The 18,283-nt window shown below is 63.7% G+C and carries 7 protein-coding genes; all 7 read right to left on the bottom strand.

Features of this window, described 5'->3' with window-relative positions:
* Positions 1-52: 52 nt before the first annotated feature.
* Positions 53-2,941 carry a TonB-dependent receptor gene (locus AC1PLU_RS06340; protein ID WP_481108475.1) on the bottom strand — a complete coding sequence of 963 codons (2,889 nt, stop codon included), beginning with the start codon at positions 2,939-2,941 and terminating at the stop codon, positions 53-55.
* Between the two features lie 741 nt (positions 2,942-3,682).
* A complete protein-coding gene (locus AC1PLU_RS06345) occupies positions 3,683-6,352 on the bottom strand; it encodes a glycoside hydrolase family 3 C-terminal domain-containing protein (RefSeq protein ID WP_481108003.1) in 2,670 nt (889 codons plus the stop codon).
* A 212-nt stretch (positions 6,353-6,564) separates the two neighbouring features.
* Positions 6,565-9,246, bottom strand: a complete 2,682-nt coding sequence (locus AC1PLU_RS06350) for a beta-mannosidase (protein ID WP_481108004.1) — start codon at positions 9,244-9,246, stop codon at positions 6,565-6,567.
* A 21-nt stretch (positions 9,247-9,267) separates the two neighbouring features.
* Positions 9,268-11,667 carry a family 20 glycosylhydrolase gene (locus AC1PLU_RS06355; RefSeq protein WP_481108005.1) on the bottom strand — a complete coding sequence of 800 codons (2,400 nt, stop codon included), beginning with the start codon at positions 11,665-11,667 and terminating at the stop codon, positions 9,268-9,270.
* 337 nt (positions 11,668-12,004) lie between these two features.
* Entirely contained in the window at positions 12,005-13,060 is a 1,056-nt protein-coding gene (locus tag AC1PLU_RS06360; RefSeq protein WP_104591529.1) for a glycosyl hydrolase family 18 protein, read from the bottom strand.
* Positions 13,061-13,074: 14 nt separating this feature from the next.
* Positions 13,075-14,757, bottom strand: a complete 1,683-nt coding sequence (locus AC1PLU_RS06365; protein WP_481108006.1) for an alpha-L-fucosidase — start codon at positions 14,755-14,757, stop codon at positions 13,075-13,077.
* Between the two features lie 208 nt (positions 14,758-14,965).
* Positions 14,966-17,659, bottom strand: a complete 2,694-nt coding sequence (locus tag AC1PLU_RS06370; protein WP_481108007.1) for a TonB-dependent receptor — start codon at positions 17,657-17,659, stop codon at positions 14,966-14,968.
* Positions 17,660-18,283 lie beyond the last annotated feature (624 nt).

Raw genomic sequence — 18,283 nt, forward strand, 5'->3', positions numbered from 1 at the left:
CGTCGCACTGCGCAGCGAGTGGCAGTGAAAGGCGGCGCGTAGTGCGGCGGCGTTAGAACGCGTACTTGACCGTGAACAACGCAGTACTGCCGGCATCGACGATGTCGGAGATCGCCAGATTGTTGCGGCCCACATGCGCCCAGTAGCTGTATTCCTTGGTCAGGTTGGAGATCGACAGATCCATGCTCAGGCCGTTGTCGAAGCGGTAGCCGGTGTGCAGATCCACGCGCCGAGTCGGGCGCGCCCACAGGTCGTTCCACGGTGCGCCTTCATGCAGGAAGTCGTAGCCCAGCAGGTACGAGCTGCTGAAGTGGTAGCTCAGGTTCAACGAGAACCCGTTGTGCTCGTAGAACAGTTCCAGATTGGCCATCGCCGACGGCGCAGATTGCATGTGCTCATTGTCGAAACCATCCAGCCCAAGGTCGGCACGCGCATGCTGGCGGGTGGCGTTGGCGCTCACGCCCAGGCCGTCGAACGGCGCGGGCAGATCCTGAAACTTCTGCCGCGCGCTGAGTTCCACACCGTAGATCTTGCCGTCGCCGCCATTGGTGGGCATGTGGTACAGCACCGTGCCGCTGCCGCTGGTGTTGCCATTGGCCTGGGCCGAGCCGGCGTCGTAGATGTAGTTGCGCAGTTGCTTGTAGAAGCCGGCCAGCGAAAAGAACCCGCCGCGTTCGGTGGACCATTCGCCGGACAGATCCAGGTTGGTCGATTCGATCGGCTTCAGATCGGGGTTGCCTTGCGTGATCGTGGTAACGCCGTTGGAGATGTCGATCTGGCTGCCGCCGCCTAGTTGCACGAAGGCCGGGCGCGTGTAGCTGGTCCACAACGATGCGCGATATGCGGTGCGCAGATCCGGCCGCCAGGTCAAAAACACGCTAGGCAACGGTTCGTTGTAGGAAGTGCTGTTGTGATCGAAGTAGCCCACGATCTCGTTGCCGTCGGCATCCACCGGACTTACCCAGAAGGTGTTATCGATGGCGGTGTGCTCGAAGCGCACGCCGGGCACGATATCCAGGTTGCCCACGGTAAACGTCGCGGTGGCGTAGGCCGCGCTGACGGCCTCGGTGCCGCGCATGGTGTTGCAGTTGTAGTTGTTGACGTAGAACGCGCTGCCGCAGGTGTCCAGGTCATCGTCGGTGAGGTGCTGGGCGATCACACCGGCCACCGCCGCTTCGCTCACGCGCGGCGTGTTCCAGTCGTATTTACCGGGGAAAATCGAGGCATAGGTGCCGGTGAAGATGCCCAGATCGCCCAGCGTGGTGGTGCCGTCCACGCCGCCGGTATACCAGTCGCGATTGGTGTAGCGGCGGCTGCTCTTGCTGTACTTCACCCCGAGCTGCACTGACCGCAGCGCGCCATCTTCGAAGTCGTAGCGGGTATCGAAGCGCGCGCCGCCTTTTTTCTGGCCGGAGTAAATCTTGGTCTGCTCGCCATAGCTGCTGGCAAACAACGCCGGGATGTTGTTGACCTGCGCCAGCAGTGCGGGTGTGAGCTGTGGATAGGGGAACGCACCGCCGCCATAGCGCACGAACGTGTTGCCGGAATAGGCGTAGTTGTCCTGAGTGAACTTGTCTTCGCGCCCGTCGATTTCGACATGGTCGGGTCGGTCGTTGTTGCCAAAGCTGTAGAACAGGTTGGGCATGAAGGTCCAACCGCCTGCGGTCTTTTTTGCGCCGATCTGGAAGGTGGCCAGGTCGGCGATTTCCGGGTTGGTCTCGTACCAGAAGCGTGAAGCGATGCGGCCGATGTTCGGTGTAAACACGCCCGGCGTACCGGTCGGCACGTAGCTCACATCCTGCGGCAGCAGCTGCACGAAGGTGGTGCCTTGCTCGGTCTTGGCATAGGCGTAGGTCATGCGCGCGTACAGCGACAGGCTGTCGTCCACATGCCAGTCGAACGAGGCATTGCCGCCGTAGCGGCGCTCCCAACCGGCAGCGATGCCCACATTCATGCCGGTACTGGTGAGGTTGTGCTGCGGATCGAAACCGGCGGCGTTGCGGCCATCGGCATCGGTGTTCAAGTATTCCCACGAGCCGTCGTTGAGCGCGCTGGTGGCGGCGGCCACTTCGCTGTTGGTGGTGGTGCGGTAGTCGTAATACGCGCTGGCATACACGCCAAACTGTTGCGCATCGCCGAACTTGTGCTGGAACTCGCCGCCGAAGCCGCCGCCCAGGCCGTCGCCGCCGTAATCGCGCGCACGGCTTTCCACCCGGCCGCTGCCGGTGATGCTGCCGCTGGTGGTGTCCTTGTAGTCGTAGGCGGTGGGCGTGCGGAAATCCAGCGTGCCGCCGATCGCATCGCCGTCCATGTCGGCAGTGGAGGTCTTGTTGGCGACGATGGTCTGCAGGCCGCTCGGCGGCAACAGGCTGAGCTGCACGCTGCGGCTGTACGGCATGCCTTGCGCCACGGTGACGCCGTCGATCATGTTGACGTTGTATTCGGAGGGCAGCCCGCGCACCGAGGCGAACATGCCTTCGCCGCGCGCTGCACCATCGATACCGCCGAAGTAGCCCGAGCCGGTGCTGGTGATGTTGATGCCGGCGATCAGGCCGAGCGCTTCGGCCACGTTGTGCACGGCGGTGCGTTGCAGGTCGTTGGCCGACAGCACGTCCACCGTGTTGGCGGCGTTGATCTTCAGGTCGCTGGCGTCGTAGCGGTTGCTCACCACGCTGACTGCCTTCAGTTGCTTGACCTCCTCCAGCGCGATGGCCACCGATGCGGTGCCGCTGTCGCCGACCTGGATACTGGTTTCGGCTGCGCTGAAGCCTGGGTAGTCCAGATTCAGTGCGTACTGCCCGGCAGGCACATCGCGGATGACGAAGTGCCCGCGCGCATCCGCGACCGCGCTGTAGGCGGTACCGGCGATGCGCACCTTCGCATTGGCTGCGGGTTTGCCGCTGCTGCTTTCTTTCAGGTCTCCCTCCACGGTGCCGGCCATTGCGGCCGCGGCCGAGGCCATGCCGGTCACGGTCAGGATTGCCACGATCCATTGCTTGCCGTTCGTACGCTCGCGCTTTTCCACGTGCCACCTCGCCAGATGCTGGGCAACGTTGCCGATGGCAACGCCCTCCGATGCCTTGCTCTTGGGCAGACGGTCTGCACGGCGATGTGCGCGCACGGCATGGCACAGCACGCGATCAACGCGTGTGCGAGTTACCGAACGGGATTGCGCCGGAGCGTCTGCCAGCTTGGACAGCTATGCAGGCGTCAGTGGCGAGGCGGGGAGTACCCGGCGATGCACTTGGAGCGCGAGCGCATCGCGCTCAATTTGTAATGCTTGGTCATGACGGCTGCACCAGCGTGACGGCAGCGTGGCATGCGTGAGTGCGATGCACTGCAAGAGCTGCAACACGCAAGCGCTGGTCGGTACGACGATGCTGCATCCAACCATCTCCCAGTGCAGGTGCTGCGTGGAAACGCTGTTGCCATCAAGGTGAGTCGAGCGCATCGCCGATGGCGCGTGTTGCCGACTGAGGTCAGTGATAGACCTCGTTTTCCCGTCTGTCAAGCAGGTGTGAAGTGTGTGCGGAGATCATCGTATTGCCTGCGGATAGATCACCAATTCGATATGGCACAGGCGCGATGCAAGTGGTTTGCGATGCACCGCAACACGCGCGCGTAACGCAACAGGCGCCGGCCATGACAGCCGACGCCTGTTGATGTGCTGCAGTCGAACTTCTTACTTCGGCAACGGTGAACGCCCCGAAATCGAAAACGCCGCCGCCTCGCCAACCGCGCCGGTCCCCGGCTGGCCACCACCGACAAACAGCGTGTAATCGCCGGCTTCCACCGCACGCTGTCCGGTGCGATCCACATCGCTCAGGGCGCGCGCATCCAGGGTAAAGGTGAGCGTGCGCTGCTCACCTGGTTTTAGATGCACGCGTTGAAAGCCGACCAGGCTGCGCAAGGGAGATTGCGGGCGATCCGGATACTGCAGATACACCTGCGCCACTTCATCGCCGGCGCGCGTGCCGGTGTTGCGCACCGTGGTGGTCACCTGCAAGGTGCTGCCGGCTTGCAGCGTTGTGGTGGACAACTTAGGCGCTGCGTAGGCAAAGCTGCTGTAGCTCAAGCCGTAGCCGAACGGAAACAGCGGCTCGCCCTTGAAGTAGCGATAGGTGCGGCCCTTCATGTCGTAGCTGACGTAAGGCGGCAGGTCCTTGGTGGAGCGATAGAACGTCACCGGCAGGCGCCCGCCGGGGTTGTCGTCGCCGGCCAGCATGCGCGCGATCGCGGTGCCGCCGGACTGCCCCGGGTACCACGCCGCCACGATTGCGTCGGCATGCGTCTTGGCCCAGTTCAAGGCCACCGCACTGCCGCTCATCAACACCACCACCAGCGGCTTGCCGGAAGCCTTTGCCCGTTCGAGCAGCGCTTGCTGCGGGGCGGGCAGGGCGATGTCGTTGCGGTCGCCGCCGTCGAAGCCAGGCACGTCGATGCGCAGTTCTTCGCCTTCCACATCCGGCGACAGGCCGACGAAGGCCACCACCGCATCGGCCTGCGCCACCGCCTGTTCGGCTTCGGCCAACTGCGCGGCGGCCGGTGCCAGCCACTCCAGACGCAGGCCCTGGTCCTGGCCGCGATGCTCCATTTCCAGACGGATCTTGCGCGGGCGGGTGTCGTCGAAATGCAGCACGGTCTCCACGCTGCGGCCATCGGCGTTGTGCATGCCGGCCGGCACGTGCTTGTCTTCGGCATTGCCGGCGACCACCAGCTTGTCGTCGATGTACAGCCGAACCGGATCGTGGCCGGCGCAGTCGAAACAGCGCGCCACCCGCACCGCCAGCGTGTAATCGCCCGCGCTCGGCGGCATCAACTCGCCGCTCCAGCGCACTGCATAGCGATCGGCCGGCACGCCCTTGGCCGGGCTGACCTGGTCCCAGTTGAAGCTGATGACGCGGTCCTGTCGCACTACGCGCGCCGCACCTTCCATGTCCACATTGTCGAAATATTCGCCACGCAATCCCGGCTTGCCATCGCTGCGCAGCGCGGTTTCCGGAATCATGCCGGGCACGCCCGCCGCCAGCGGTGCACCTTGTGCGTAACTCACCTGCTGCGCGCCGAAGCGCTGGCGCAGGCCGAGCAACGGGGTGACCGGCGTGGACGAGGTGCCTTGATAATTGGCTTCCAATGCCGCCAACGCATCGGCATTCGGGCCGATCACTGCCAGCCGCGTGCCATCCTTCAACGGTAGGGTGTTGGCCTCGTTCTTGAGCAGCACGATCGATTCGGCAGCGGCTCTCAGCGCCAGCGCACGGTTGGCCGTGTTGTCGATATCCTTGGCACCGAGCTTTGCATACGGATCCTTGCGCGGCGCTTCCAGCTCGCCCAGGCGATAGCGCGCGGCAAACAGGCGCACCAGCGATTGGTCGAGCAAGGCTTCGTCCACTTCGCCGCGTTCGATCGCCGTGCCGAGTTCGCGATAGGCATGCCCGCAGTTGAGATCGTGCCCGGCCTTGAGCGATGCGGCCGACGATCCGGCATTGTCGGGGCGGAAGTAATGGAACTGGGTCATGTCGTCCACCGCATCACAGTCGGACACCACAAAGCCCTTGAAGCCCCAATCGCCACGCACGCGGCCGTTGAGCAACCAGTCGGCCGCGCAGGCCGGGGTGCCGTGCAGCGAGTTGTACGCACACATCACCGAGCCGGCCTGGCCGTCGATCAATGCGGCGCGGAAGGCGGGCGTATAGGTCGCTTCCACATCGCGTGGGGACACGTCCACATCGAAGCTGTGCCGGCCGGGCTCCGGCCCACTGTGCACGGCAATGTGCTTGGGCGTGGCGATGGTGCGCGGGTGATCCAGATCGTCGCCCTGCAGCCCGCGAATGAAGCCCACTGCCAACTGCCCGGTGAGGAAGGGATCCTCGCCGTAGGTCTCCATGCCACGGCCCCAGCGCGGGTCGCGGAAGATGTTGATGTTGGGCGACCAGATGGTCAGGCCCGCATAACGCTTGTGGTCCTTGCCCGGGCCGCCGGCCTGATTGAACTTGGCACGCGCCTCGGTGGAGACCACCGTGCCTACCTGCTGCATCAGCTGCGTATTCCAGCTGGCGGCCAGGCCGATCGCCTGCGGAAACACCGTGGCGTAGCCATTACGCGCAATGCCGTGCAGGCCCTCGCTCCACCATTCGTAGGCGGGGATGCCCAGGCGTGGAATCGCCGGTGCATCGTTCATCGCCTGCGCGACTTTTTCCTCTCGGCTCATTTGCGCCACCAACGCGGCGGCGCGTTGTTCCGGCGCTTCATTGGTTGATTTTGCGGCAAATGCCGGCGCGCCAATCAGCGGCAGGCCCAGACCCAGACTCAGCGCAACGGCCAGGCGGCATGGAAATACGGACAACGACATCGATTCACTCCTGCGCCACGGTACTGGCCGTCACGCGTTGTTCTTGGATTGCCCGCAGTGACATTGCGGGCAGCGGTGATTGCTGAGCTGTTGCTGGATCGTGGGCGATAGGCGTTGCAGCACGCAGACGATGCGCAACGCGCTGTCTTCGCGGATAGCGCAGCGCCCTGATGTGAGCGCTGCGCCATCATTTGACGCCTTCTCCGAGCGGCTTACTTCGTCTCGGCAGGCTCTGGCGGTGCACCGGCCAGCGTGCTCGCAAGGTCGCGCACCTGCAGCGTGGACTGCAACTGCGCCAGCGCAGCTTTGCTGCTCACGTGCACGGTCAACGGCTCGCCCGGCAACAGGTCGAAGGCGTTGTCCGACAACGTGGCATCCACATCGCCGAACGACAGCCACACCTCGCGCGCCAGCGTAGGGCTGGACAGCGTCAGTGCATAGCCATCGCCATCGGCGCGCCACTGGCTGTCGATCTTCGCGCTCGGCAAGGCCACTTGTTTGGCGGGTGCGAAGAACACCACTTCGCGCGACAACAGCGTCTCGCCGTCCAACAATTCGAACACCGCATAGCTGCGCTTAGGATCGGCGCTGCCGAGCAATTGCTTGTCGCTGAAGTTGCCCACCTGCAGGCTGCTCAGCGGCTTGACCGTGGTCTTTTCTTCGCGCTTGCTCAGCAGCTTGCCATCCATGCTCATGACGCGCATGCGCCAGCGTGCGGCCAGCGGGGTGGTGCGGTCGGACACCAGTGACACCTCGGTCTGGCCCTTGTCGTTACGCAATGCGGCAATCAGTTCGGGCGCATAGAAGCGGCGTGCGTGGTAGTGCAGCGCCTTCCAGCGGCCGTAGTAATCCACGCTGGACCACGACGCACCGGGCCACACATCGTTGAGCTGCCAGTAGAGCGAACCCATCGATTGCGGGCGCGAGGCACGCAGATGCGAGGCGGCCAGGTTGATGCCTTCGGCCTGCATCAGCTGGCTCAAATAGACGAAGCTCTCGAAGTCCTTGGGCTCGCCGAATTCGCGCCGGATGTACAGCATCAGCCGCTTGTTGCCGTTGCCCTTGTCGAACTTCTGATGCACGCGCATCACCGGCGATTCCGGATCCATGTCGCCGGGCTCGGCGAAGGCACGCACGGTGCGCATGTCCGGGAACGACTGCAGGCCGTATTCGGACATGAAGCGCGGGGTGACGTTGAGGTATTCGGTGACCGGCAGTGCAGGGCCGCCCCACACCTTCCAATAATGCATGTCGCCATCGTTGGCCTGATCGGCGGCGCCGTCGAAATTGGTGCCCGGCGAGGTGGACCAGTACGGCACGTCGCTGTCGTAGGTGGCCACCACTTCGCGGAACACGGTGCCGAACAAGGTGGTCATGCCGCGCTCGATGCGGGTGCGTTCTTCCGGGTCCACCGACTGCTTGAACTTGACACGGTCGCCCCAGTTTTCCCAGCCGGTCTGCACTTCGTTGTTGCCGCACCAGAGAACAATACTGGGATGGTCGCGCAGCCGCTTGACCTGTTCGATCGCCTCCTGCCGGGTGTTCTCGCGGAACTCCACGTCGTACGGCGGTACCGCGCCACCGAACATGAAGTCCTGCCAGATCATGATGCCCAGCTCGTCGGCCACCTCGTAAAAATGGTCGTCTTGGTAATGCCCGCCGCCCCACATGCGCAGCATGTTCATGTTGGCATCGCGCGCGTCCTGCAAGGTGCTGCGCATGCGCTCGGGGCTCACGCGCGCGGGGAACGCATCCAGCGGAATCAGGTTGGCGCCCTTGGCGAAGATCGGGATGCCGTTGATCACGATCTCCATGCTCTTGCCGAACTTGTCCTTTTCGCGACGCAACTCCACCGAACGCAGGCCGGTGATGCGCTTGATCTGCTGGCTGTCGCCATCGGCATCGCGCACGCTGGCCACGAAGGTGTAGCGGTCCTGCGCACCATAGCCGGCCGGAAACCAGCGCTTGGGTTTGGCGATGCGCACCGGCAAATCGATACGGTTCTGGCCCGGGTCGACCACCGCCTGCTGGGTGAACTGGCCGACACTCTTCCCATCCGGCCCAAGCACATCCAGCGTCACCTGCACCGGCCCGCTACGGCCGGCCTGCAGTTCCAGCTGCGCCTGCAGTTGCGCACTCTCGGCGTCCACACGTTGCTGGGCGATATGCAGCCCATCCACGCGCACCGCATCCCAGGCTTCCACGCGCACGTCTTTCCAGATGCCGGCATTGACCATGCGCGGGCCCCAATCCCAACCGAAGTTGTACGGCGCCTTGCGCACGTAGGTGGAGCTATGCCGCGACTCGGGCTCGTCGCCGAATGCCGAATCGTAGGCACCCGGCAGCGCGTACGGCTGCTTGGCCAACCACGGCTGGATCTTCTTGATCGGCGAGAACAGCTTGACCTCGAGCAGGTTGTCGCCGCGCTTGAGCAGGGATTTCGCATCCACCCGCCACTGCCGGAACATGTTGTCGGCGCTGAGCAGCGGCTTGCCGTTGAGGGTGACCTCGGCAAAGGTATCCAGGCCATCGAACACCAGTTCGACATGCTCGCGTTTGAGCGTGGCCGCATCAACGTTGAAGCGTGTTTGATACTGCCAATCGCTCAGGCCCGCCCACTGGATCTTGCCTTCGTTATCGCGATAGAACGGGTCCGGCACGATCTTGGCGGCGATCAGATCGGTCTGCACCGCGCCCGGCACCTGCGCCGGCAACCATGCCGCTGCTTTCGGATAGGTCTTGGCCTGTTCCTGACCCGGCACCAGCCGCACCTGCCAGCCGGTGTCCAGGGTCGTTGCCGTGGGCGGCGCGGCCCAGGCCTGCGAGATAGCGAAGGCCAGGGCAAGCCCGAGACGGGCGGGGGCGGGGACGAAACGATGACGGGACAGGGGCATGGGTGACTCTCCTTGGATGGATCAGCGCGTGGCGGCGGGGGGCGCCTGCGCGGTGGTTTCAATCAATTGGACGCTGCCGATGGCATACAACGGGCCGCGAATCGGTGCGGTGAAACGCAGACACAGATCATGGACGCCGGTGCGTGCAGGCAATGGGGTTTCCAGGGTGAGCTGCTCGCCCACGGTGTCGCCCTGGGGCAGACGTACGCTGGCCAGCAGTTCGCCCTCGCAGCCTTGTCGCACTTCCAGCTCACCGCCGCGCGATTTGGCCGGGTACTGCACGACCTTGGATTGTTCATGGGCCAGACCGAAGTTGTTCGGCAGACGTGCGGCCTCGACCCTGATCGCACCGATGCCGTCCAGGCGCGCCTGCGGATAGAGGCGGCAGGCATGGAACAGATCGACGCTGTAGACCGGCGTATCGGCAGCGGTCATCTCCGGTAGCAGCGGCAAGCGCAGGCCGAGTGCCCCTGTTTCGACGCAATCGCGCAGGCCTTGCGTATCCACGCGCAACAACCCGGCACGATCGAAGCTGCGGCTGCGCGTGGCGGCCAGCGCCGTGCCATCGGATTCGAATGCAGTGGCCTTGACCGTGGTCGGCAGCTGGATCGTAAACGGCGCCTCATAGCGCGGCGATGCCGGCGTGGGATCGCTGCCGTCGGTGCTGTAGTGCAGCGTACCTGCGCCAGTCTGGGTGCGGAGCGCCACCTTGGCCGGGCCACCGGCCAGCACCGGGTTGGGGCCGGATTCCAGCGCGATATCGGCGGCGAATGCACCGTCGCTGTAGTCGATGCCCAGCGCCTTGTAGCGCTGCAATTGCGCCGGCAGGCGCGCCAGAAAACCCTTCCAGTTGCGCGCAGCCACCGGCGACCACGTCACTTCCGCAACGGCAGACAGGCGTGGGAACAGCGCGTGATCGATATGCCACTTCGATGGAATGTATTCGGACCACAACGCGCCCTGCGCACCGAGGACATGCGTGGCCTGCTCGGCGCTGAGTTCTTTTGGTACCGGGTCGAACGCGTAGACCTTCGATAGCGGCAGGATCGTCAGGCGGCCGTTGGGCTCGTCGCTGCGCGTGGTCTGCAGATTGTCCAGATACAGCCAGTCGCCTGGTGCAAGCACTACATCGTGACCTTGCTTTGCCGCCACCACCGCGCCTTCGACGCCGCGCCACGACATCACCGATGCACTGGCCGGCACGCCGCCTTCCAGAATTTCATCCCAGCCGATCATGCGCCGGCCGTGCTGGGTGAGGTACTGCGCCAGCTGTTCGTTGAACCAGCCTTGCATCGCGTGCGCATCCTTGACCCCGAGCTTGCGCATCTGCGCGCGCACCGCAGGCGAGGCTTCCCATTGGTCCTTGACCGCCTCATCGCCACCGATGTGGATATACGCCGACGGGAACAATGTCAGCACTTCATCCAGCACGTTGGTGATGAAGCTCAGGCTGCGCTCGCTGGTGTTGAACAGATACGGGTTGACGCCCCAGTTCACACCGACCTGCGTGCGCTGGCCGGGCACGCCCACCTCTTCCGGATACGCCGCCACTGCGGCCTGCGCATGCCCGGGCATGTCCAGCTCGGGCAGCACGGTGATGTGCAGACGCGCCGCATAGGCAACGATCTCGCTGATCTGTTCCTGCGTATAGAAACCGCCGTAACGCTCGGGTGTGCCGTGCCGGCCGGCACCAGGCGGGGTGCGCCATGCACCGACCTCGGTGAGCTTGGGATAGCGCTTGATCTCGATACGCCAGCCCTGGTCGTCGGTGAGATGCCAATGCAGCACATTGAGCTTGTGCGCGGCCATCGCATCCAGCACATGCTTGACCGTGGCCACGTCATGGAAATGGCGGGCCACATCCAGATGCTGACCACGCCAGCTGAAACGCGGCCAATCGCGGATCGCCACCGACGGCACCTCGACCTCGCCCTTGCGCGCGTCCGGTGTCATCAGTTGCCAGGCGCTGATCGCACCATAGAACAGGCCGGCACCATCGCGTGCGGCAATGCGGATGCCCTTGGCATCCACGTCCAGGCTATAGCCTTCCTTGTGCGCCACCGGTGCCTGCGGTGTGCGCTCCAGGCGGATGCTGTGCGGCGAGGCGTTGTTTTCAGTGCGCACTTCCAGGGTAAGGCCGCGCGTGCGCTGCAGCAGGCTGGCCAGCGTCTCAGCGCTGCGGCGTACTTCGGCGTTGCCGGTGGGAATCGAGATCACCGTGCCGGTGCCGACGCGAAAGCTGCCACTGCCGCGCCTGGCTTCGGCCGGGGCGGGAATCAGGGGCAGCGGTGCATTGGTCGCAGGCAGTGTCGAGGCGCTGCCGGGACTGGCCGCAGCCGGCGTGCTCGCTGCATCGCGTTGGCCGCAACCAGCCACCACCATCGCGGCAAACGCCAGCGCAAGCAGGCGCGACGACTGCATGCGCAACGACCGCATGCTCGATGATGGCTTGCGCAGCGACAGCAGTCGCGATAACGACAAGTGCAAGCCAGGTGCGGAGTTCGACTTCATGCAATCACATCCCGATGTGGCGGCGAGAACACGGCAGCCACGCACAGTAGCAAAGCCATGCCGGATGACGCAGGGACTGGCGCACGCTTCGTTGGGGTGCGCGCAGTGTGCAAGGGGTGTTGTAGAACGGCGAATGCACATCGCAAGCAGCAACAAAACGGGCGCGGGCGGTGCCGGAATCGTCGGTCTCTCCCGATTCAAGCACCGAGCCGCGCCCGCCAGGTCGTGCAACGTTGCGACAACGCGCTTAGCGCTGCGCGCTCGGCAACTCGTCCCACACCTTCGGGTCTTCGGCGCCCAGCACCCAGCAGCTGAAACCTTCCAGACCATACTGCTTCACCATGTCGTAGCGCGCCTTGAAGCTGCGCGCATCCGGGCGGAACACCCACTCGCGCATATCGTCGCGATAGAAGTAGAACCACGATTCCTGCTCGACCGGATCCCACTGCACGGTGGCGTTCTGTTCGATCGCCAGCGGAAACGATTCGTCGGCATCGATGTAGGTGGCCGCGATGTTCGACGCTTCGGTGCCGTCTTCCTTCACCGGGTTGCCGGTGTACCAGCGGTAGCCGTAGGTGGCGATGCCGAGCGAAAGCTTCTCTTTCGGCACCTGGGTGATGGCGTAATCCAGATGCTTCTTCATCCACACCATGCCATCCACCGGGCCGGGCGTGGTCCAGCGGGTGTGCTGGTCGTAGGTCATGATGCTGACCAGATCCGCGGCCTGGCCCAGCGCCTTGAGGTCATACGCGCCGCGCCAGTATTCCCACATCCACTTGGAGAACTGGCCGCCTTCGGCATGGCCTGGCGCATTCGGCACCACCGCCACCGACATCTTGAAACCGGCCTTGTGCAGCGCATCGGCGGTCTGCTTGACCATCAGCGTGTAGGCGTCGCGGTCGGTCCAGGCGATGTTTTCGAAATCGAACTGAAAGCCGTAGTACTTGTTTTGCTTGCCGTGGATCAGCAGCGACTCGATCATGCGCTTCTTGGCTGCTTCGTCGTGCATCAGCTTGTGGAAGCCGTCGCGGCCGGTGGTCATCGACAGGATCGGCATCACCCGCAGCTTGTTCTGCTTGGCGATGTCGTAGAGGTAAGTGTTGGGGGTGCCGTTGACCAGGCCGTTCTGGTCCACACCGTACCAGGTCGGCACCACCACATCGATCTTGTCGACGTTGGCGATGAACGAGTTGGTCGATTTCTGCGTGTTCATCAGATAGAACAACGCCGTGGGGTTTTTGGCCAAGGCAGGCGCGCAGGCAAACGCCAGCGCGAGCAGTATCCAGGTCAATCGCTTGCTCATGAAAACAGCATCCGTCAGGGAGTGGAGGAAGAAAGGTCGATGCGGAAAACGTAGGCGTGTTCGCCCACCGGCTTGGCAGGCAGGCTCAGATGCAGGCCGTCGGCTTGCTGCTCGAACGGCACCTTCTTGCCGTTGGCCAGCAGCGTCACGCTGCGCACGCCATCGGTGGGGGTGAGCGAGCGGATCACCGCCTTGCCGCCGGCCGGCCAACCGAGTTCGATCGCATACAGCGCGCCATCGCGCGTGGTGAAACGGAAATCTTCGGCGGTATACGGCTTGGTCTTGACGTCCTGGAAGGTGCCGCCCACCACTTCAGTCGGGCCTTCGCCATACACGCGCCACGGCTTGCTGTCGTAGATCGCGCCGCCATTGGTCTTGAGCCACTTGCCGATCGCAAGCAGGATGCCGCGCTCGGTCTCGGGGATCGAACCATCCGCACGCGGGCCGATGTTGAGCATCAGGTTGCCGTTCTTGGCCACCACATCGGCCAGCATGTGGATGATGAAGGTCGGCGATTTGTAGGTGTCGTTTTCGATGTAACCCCACGACGCATTGCTCACCGAGGTATCGGTCTGCCAATGGGTGGGATGGATGCCGGTGAGCTGGCCGCGCTCGATATCCAGCGTGCCGGCGCCTTCCGGAAACGCGCCCAGCTTGTAGTTCACCACCACGCCGCGATCGGCCTCGGTCCGCGCCGCGCCCTGGTTGTAGTAATACGCCAGCATGGTCGGCAGGCTGCTGCGGAAGGTGGGGTGGGCGATCCACCAATCGAAATAGATCAGGTCCGGCTGATAGGTATCGATCAATTCGGTGGTGCGTGCCAACCAATCGTCCAGCCACGCCTGCGACACCGGCGTCCAGTCGTTGGCCACATCGGCATCGTCCTTGCCCGGCAAGCGCACCTGCGCCGGGCCGTACAGCGCCGCATAGCGCGGGTCGTTGACGTCCGAATCGAATTTACGCCCGCCGTCGAAGAACCAGTTGTGCTCGGCGCGATGCGAGGACAGCCCGAAGTGCAATCCCTGCGCGCTGATCGACTTTGACAACTCGCCCAGCAGATCGCGCCTGGGCCCCATCTTCACTGCGGTCCAATCGGAGAGCTTGGAGTCGTACAGCGCAAAGCCGTCATGGTGCTCGGCCACCGGCACCACATAACGTGCGCCGGACTCGCGGAACAGTTTGGCCCAGCCATTCGGGTCGAACTTGGGCGCGGTGAACTTGGGAATCAGATCCTTGTAGCCGGAACTCGCCTGCGGGCCATAGGTCGCCACGTGGTGCGCGAACTCCTTGGAACCTTGCAGATACATATTGCGCGAGTACCACTCACTGCCGAACGCCGGCACCGAGAACACGCCCCAATGGATGAAGATGCCGAACTTGGCGTTGTCGTACCACGCCGGCGATTGATAGGCCTTGAGTGCAGCCCAATCGGGACGGAACGGGCCCTTGCGTGCGCCTTGTTCTGCCTCATGCACCAGACGCTCGCGCTCGGGTGCGTACTTGGCGGTGGCGCTGAGCCACTGCTGGTCGATCTGTTCGGGGCTGAGCGTGGCGGCGGTCGGCGCAGTCGGCGATTGCGCGTGCAACGACAGCACCGGGCAGGCCACCAGCAGAGCGAGCGCGAGCGCGCGACTCCTGGGTGCAGCTCCGGCGTGGCGGCGGGATGGAGCCGCGTAGTGGCGGCTATCGGTCGTCATGGGAACTGCACTCCTGTAAGCGAAACGTGTTGGCAAGACGGCAACCGGCACGTGGATGGCGGAAGCGGGCCTGGCGATAGTCCTTCAAGCGCGAAGGGATATGGCCAGTGGCACTTCTGCATACAACCGATGGCCTGGCGCTGCAGGCGCAACGACAGGCAAAAAAAAGCGCGCCACCGTGGAGGGACGGTGGCGCGCCGGGACTACATCAGAACTTGAAGTTCAACTGGGCCTGGTAGCCGCGGCCGTTCTTGTAGAACGCCGTTGGCGTATCGCGCGTGTTGCTGAAGACCCGGTAGGTGGAATCCAGCAGATTGGTCGCGCCGAAGGTGATGCCCATGTAATCGGTGATCTGATACGAGGCGTTCAAATCCAGCTGCTTGTAGGCATCTGCAAAGTCACGCGACTGCAGGCGACCGATCTGGGTGAAGTACTTCGAGCGGTAGCTGTAGTTCACGCGCACCGTCCAGTCGCCGTGTTCCCAGTACGGAATCACGTTGTAGGTATCGCGCGACAGGTACGGCAGGTTCAAGCCGGAGCTGGAATCGGATTCGGCAAAGGTGTAGTTGGCCTGCAAGCCAAAACCCAGACCGAAGGTCTGCTGGTAGTTGACCGACACGCCGGTGACCTTGGCGTCCGACACGTTGACCGGCGTGGTGACCTGATACAGGCCGGCAATGGCCGGCGGTGCCGGATTCAGCTGCTGGCTGGTGGTGGTGCTGACGATGTAGGAGCTGATGTCGCGATAGAACACTTCACCGGACAACATGCTGGACGGGGCGAAATACCACTCGGCCGCCAGATCGTAGTTGGTGGATTCGTACGGCTTCAGATCCGGGTTGCCGCCGTTGGCAGTCAGATCGCCGGTACCGCTGTTGATGGTGAAGGTGCCGGCCAGATCGGCGTAGCGCGGACGCGCGATGACCTTGGCTGCCGAGAAGCGCAGCACGGTGTCGTCGGTGATGTCGTAGGCGATGTTGAAGCTCGGCAGCGCCTTGCGATAGTCGTTGGTCTCGGCAACACGGTCGAAGTTGGTGCCGCCATCGTTGCTCTGCCAGAACTCGGACTTGTCGGTGGTGTCGACCAGGCGCACACCCACGTTACCGCGCCACTGGCCGGATTCGAAGTTCAACTGCGTGTAGACGTTCTGGGTGATTTCCTTGACCTGGAACGAGGCGCCGAAATCGGTGCGGTACGGGCCCTGCGGCTGCGACAACAGATAGTTGCGCACCGAGTTCAGGCTGGCGGTCGGCCAGGTGGTCAGGTCGCCGCTGGCGCCGAGGCCGTCGTACAGGCTGCTCGGCGTGCTACCCGGATTGAACTGCGTCAGCGACACCGCGTCGGTGGAGTTGATGCGGTTGCCGCGTGCGTCCACGCCGTTGTTGTGGTTGATGTACTTGTAGCCAAACTGCAGCTTGGTGAACGGGCCCCACTCAAGATCGCGCGAGGCATCCCACTGGAAGTACTTTTCTTCGTCCTTGCTCTTCTGGTACGCGATACCGCCGGCCTGCATGATGCCGGTGTTGGTGCCGGGGACATTGCCCTGCTGGCCGGGAGCCAGGCCCGCCGGATTGCCGGGCAACACCCAGTTCGAGGCGCCGCCGTTGTCGTAGTTCACTGCGGTGTTCTGACCATCGAAGGCGTAGTTGTAACCGCCGTCCTGCATCAGGAACTTCATCAGGTATTCGGGGTTCTTGCCGCCGGTCGCTTCGGTGTTGCCGACCTGGGTGGTGAACACCCACTTTTCACCGGACCAGTCGTGACGCAGGTTCAGGCTCTTGGTGGTGACGGTGCTCTCACGGTAGTTGGCATCCAGCTGCGCGTACGGCTGGCCGGCTGCGCCATCGCTGACCGTGGCCGAGGTCACCACGCCGTTCTGCACATTGGCCTGGGTGACCTTCTGGAGGTCGTCGTTACAGGCCGGGCACACATAACGCGCCTGGCTGAAGTTGTTGTACTTGCCCTTGATGTACAGGCCGGTCAGGTTGAATTCGTTCTGCTCGTTCGGCTTCCACTGCAATGCGCCCTGCAGGCCGCTGCGCTCGCGGGTCTGCTGGAAGAACGCGCTGCTGATGCCGGCCGGCACGCGGGCGGTGGCCACATCGCTGCCGTCGCCGGTGATGGTGGCTGTCGGCGGAATGCCCAGGCCTCTATCGTTCCGGCCGGTGGTGTAACCGAAGTATTCGATACCGGCGCGCGCCAGGTCCTGCTTGTCATGCGTGGCGGAGATCAACGCGCCGAAGGTCTCGTCGTCGTTCTTCCAGCTCCACAGCGCCGAGCCGCGCGGATTGCCTTCTTCCGAACGGTCGTTGTAGTTGTAGCCGATCGAGCCGCGGATGGTGTTCTTGGGCAGGTCCAGCGGCTTGCGGGTATGCACGATCACGGTGCCGCCGATCGAGCCTTCGTCGATGCGTGCCTCGGGGGTCTTGTAGACCTCCATCAGGCCGATGATTTCCGGCGACAGCAGGGTGTAGTTGAAGGTACGGCCGCTGGTGTCGGTCGGGTTGCCGCCCCAATCGCCCGAGGCGATGGTCTGGCCGTTGAGCAGCACGCGGTTCAAGGCCGGGTCGGTACCGTTGATGCTGACCTTTTCGCCTTCGCCGAACTGGCGATCGACGCTGATGCCCGGCAGGTGCGACAGCGATTCGGCGGCGTTGATGTCCGGGAACTTGCCGATGTCTTCGGCGCTGATCGCATCGACGATCGAGTTGGCCGAGCGCTTGACCGCCTGGCTCTTCTCAAGCGAGGCGCGGTAGCCGGTGACGGTGATGGTGTCCAGCTCGGTGGTGGCCGAGGGCGCACTGGGAGTGGCCTGCTGTTCTTGTCCGGCAGCCATGGCAGAGCCGGAGCAGTACAGAGCGGCGGTGATACAGAGTGCTAACGTCGTGGTGCGGCTGTGCATGGCTAAACCTCATTGGTTAGTGCTTTGAGCGCGTCTGGCCCGTAGTGGGGCGCAACGCGCTCGGCGTGGCCGGCAAAACAACACGCCCTGACCGATCGCGGTGATTGCGCTGGCGCGCGTCGTGAGAAGCGGGTCCAGGCGATTCGCGTGGTAGAGGAGGTGTCCCCCGTGTGGTGAAGCGGTGTGGCGAATGCGACTTCAGCGAGTCGAACGTCGGGTGACGCACCACTCACGAATCCGGAATCGGCAGGCGAGGGAATGGCCCGATGTTCAGTCCCGAACAGTCCATGGCCCCTCCTGCCAGAACCCTGATTTGGATCGAGTCTCGCGTAGCGTTGACAGCGTTGTCAACACATCGTCACAGATCTCTGAAGTGCCTGCGATTGCGCTGCAATGCAGCAAATTTGCGACAGGGTTCCGTTTGCGCCGATGCAGTTGCGCAGCACGGCGTGAGAACGTGCGCATCGCGATTCGCTGTTTCTATGGTGAATTCGCAATGCAATGCGTCCCAACGCTGATTTGTGCGGAAATCGCTGCCACAGATGCGGATTTTTGGTGGATGATGAAATCAACAGCGCCCTGCATAAATCGTGATCGCGACGGTTGCGTTACAGGGCGATTGCT

This window comes from Xanthomonas sp. NCPPB 2933, from assembly GCF_056725225.1.